We start from the raw sequence: 2,553 nt of genomic DNA on the forward strand, positions 1-2,553 counted from the left end.
CCACGGCGCCCTCGGGGCGGGGCAGCACCGGGAGTTCGTCGCTCACGGGCGTGCCCTGGGCGACGGCCTCGGCCATGTCCGCGACCGTCGGGTGGAGGAACATGCGGCGGACGGCCAGCTCGACGTGGAGCTTCCGGGCCACGCGCAGGATCACCTGGACCGCATGCAGGGAGTGGCCGCCGAGGTGGAAGAAGTTGTCGTGGACGCCCACCCGGTCGACGCCCAGGACCTCGGCCCAGATGTCGGCGATGATCCGCTCGGTCCTGTTGCGCGGCTCGACGTACGCGCCGCCCGTGTCGTCGCGCTCGCTCTCCGGCCGCGGCAGGGCCTTGCGGTCGACCTTGCCGTTGGGGGTCTGCGGCAGGGCGTCGAGGAGGACGAACCAGTTCGGGACCATGTAGTCGGGCAGGCTCTCCCGCAGCCGGTCCCGGAGGGCGGCGGCGGTCGGCTCGCGGCCGGCGGCCGGGACGCAGTAGCCGACCAGGCGCTGGTCGCCCGGGGTGTCCTCGCGGACGATCACCGTGACGGCGGCGACGTCCTCGTGGGCGGCGAGCGCCGCTTCGATCTCGCCGAGCTCGATGCGCAGGCCGCGCAGCTTCACCTGCTGGTCGATGCGGCCCAGGAACTCCAGGTCGCCGTCGGGCAGCCGGCGCACCAGGTCGCCGGTCCGGTAGACGCGGGCCGCGGGGTCGTCGGAGAAGGGGTGCGGGACGAAGCACTCGTCCGTCAGGACACGGCGGTTCCAGTAGCCGCGGGCCACGCCCGGGCCGCCGATCCACAGCTCGCCGGGGACGCCGACCGGCGCCGGGCCGCCGAAGCGGTCCATGACCAGCGCCTGCACGTTCGCGAGCGGCCGGCCGACGAGGTTGCCGTCGGAGATCCTGTGGTGGCGGTGGAAGACGGCGGTCATGGTCGTCTCGGTCGGGCCGTAGTGGTTGACCACCTCCTTCGCCGAGGCGTGCACGAGGGCCTGCTCGCCCGCGAGGAGCGTCGGGCTCTCCCCGCTGAGCAGGACCGTGTCGAAGTCGATGTCGGTCCCGCACTCGGCGGCCGTCTGCACGAGCGCCCGGTAGGCGCTGGGCACGCAGCTGAGGACGGTGCGCACGCCCTCGGCCTCGGCGGCCTCCAGGTAGGTCCTGGGGTCGGCCATGGAGCCGGTCGGCATGATCCTGAGCCGGGCGCCGGAGGCGAGGCCGCCGAAGATCTCCCGTACCGAGGCGTCGTAGGAGATCGAGACGGTCTGGAGGAGCGTCCCGGGGTTCCGCCCGCCGAGGACGGATCCGGTCAGGAAGCCCAGGTAGTTCACCACGCCCCGGTGCTTGATCATGACGCCCTTGGGCGTGCCGGTCGAGCCGGAGGTGTAGATGACGTACGCCAGGTCCTGCGGCCCCGACCGCGGTGCGGGGTCGGTGGTCGGGCGGGCGGCGACGGCCTCCCGGTCGGTGTCGATCAGGACCTGGGCGGCGGCCGTTCCCGGCAGGCGCCCGACGAGTTCCGACTGTGTGACGACCAGCGGCGCGCGGGTGTCGGAGAGCATGAACTCCAGGCGGGCCGCCGGGTAGTCCGGGTCGAGCGGCACGTACGCGGCGCCGGCCTTCAGCACGCCGAGGAGCGTCACGATCATCTCGGTGCCCCGGTCCACGCAGACCGTGACCAGGTCGCCGGCCTTGATGCCGAGGTCGACGAGGTGGTGGGCGAGCTGGTTGGCGCGGGCGTTCAGCTCGGCGTACGACAGCTCCACCGCGCCGGAGACCACCGCCGGGGCGTCCGGGGTGCGGGCGACCTGCGCCTCCACGAGGGCCTGGATCGTGGCCTTGTCCTCGTCTCCGTACGGGACGGCGGTGCCTTCGGACGCGGCCAGCAGCTCCTCCCGCTCCCGTGCGCCGAGCAGGTCCAGGCGTCCGACGGGACGGTCCGGGTGCGCGAGTACGGCCGCCAGGAGGTTGACGTAGTGGCCGGCGAGGCGGTCGACGGTGGCGCGGTCGAACAGCTCGGTGGAGTAGACGATCTCGGCGTCGAGCGAGCCGTCGGACTGCTCGGTGAGGAACAGCGTCAGGTCGAACTTCGAGGCGTGCGTGGCGACTTCGATCGTCTCGATCGACAGGCCCGGCAGCGTCCAGGCGCTCTCCGGCACGTTCTGGAGGGCGAACATCACCTGGAAGAGGGCATTGCGCGAGAGGTCGCGCTCGGGAGCGAGCTCCTCGACGATCCGCTCGAAGGGAAGATCCTGGTGCCCGTACGCGCCGAGCGCCGTCTCGCGGACCTGGCCGAGGAGGTCCGTGAAGGACGGGTTCGCCGTGAGGTCCGACCGCATGACCAGCGTGTTCACGAAGAACCCGACGAGGTCCTCGACCTCGGCCCGGTTCCGGCCTGCGACCGGCGTACCGACCGCGATGTCGTCCTGACGCGACCACCGCGACAGCAGCACCTGGAAGGCCGCCAGACCCGCCATGAAGAGGGAGGCGTTCTGGCCGGAGGCCAGCTTCCGCAGACCGTCGGCCGTGGCGGCCGGCACCCGGAAGGTCAGCGCGTCACCCGTACCGGAGCGGACGA

At 72.5% G+C, this 2,553-nt stretch carries 1 protein-coding gene; it reads right to left on the reverse strand.

Annotation, left to right across the window (positions count from 1 at the left end; translation table 11 throughout):
• Positions 1-2,553: non-ribosomal peptide synthetase (locus tag SGA01_RS40615; RefSeq protein ID WP_141303443.1), on the reverse strand; the 2,553-nt coding region annotated here is incomplete at both ends.

The organism is Streptomyces gardneri, assembly GCF_006539185.1.
Classification (GTDB): domain Bacteria; phylum Actinomycetota; class Actinomycetes; order Streptomycetales; family Streptomycetaceae; genus Streptomyces; species Streptomyces gardneri.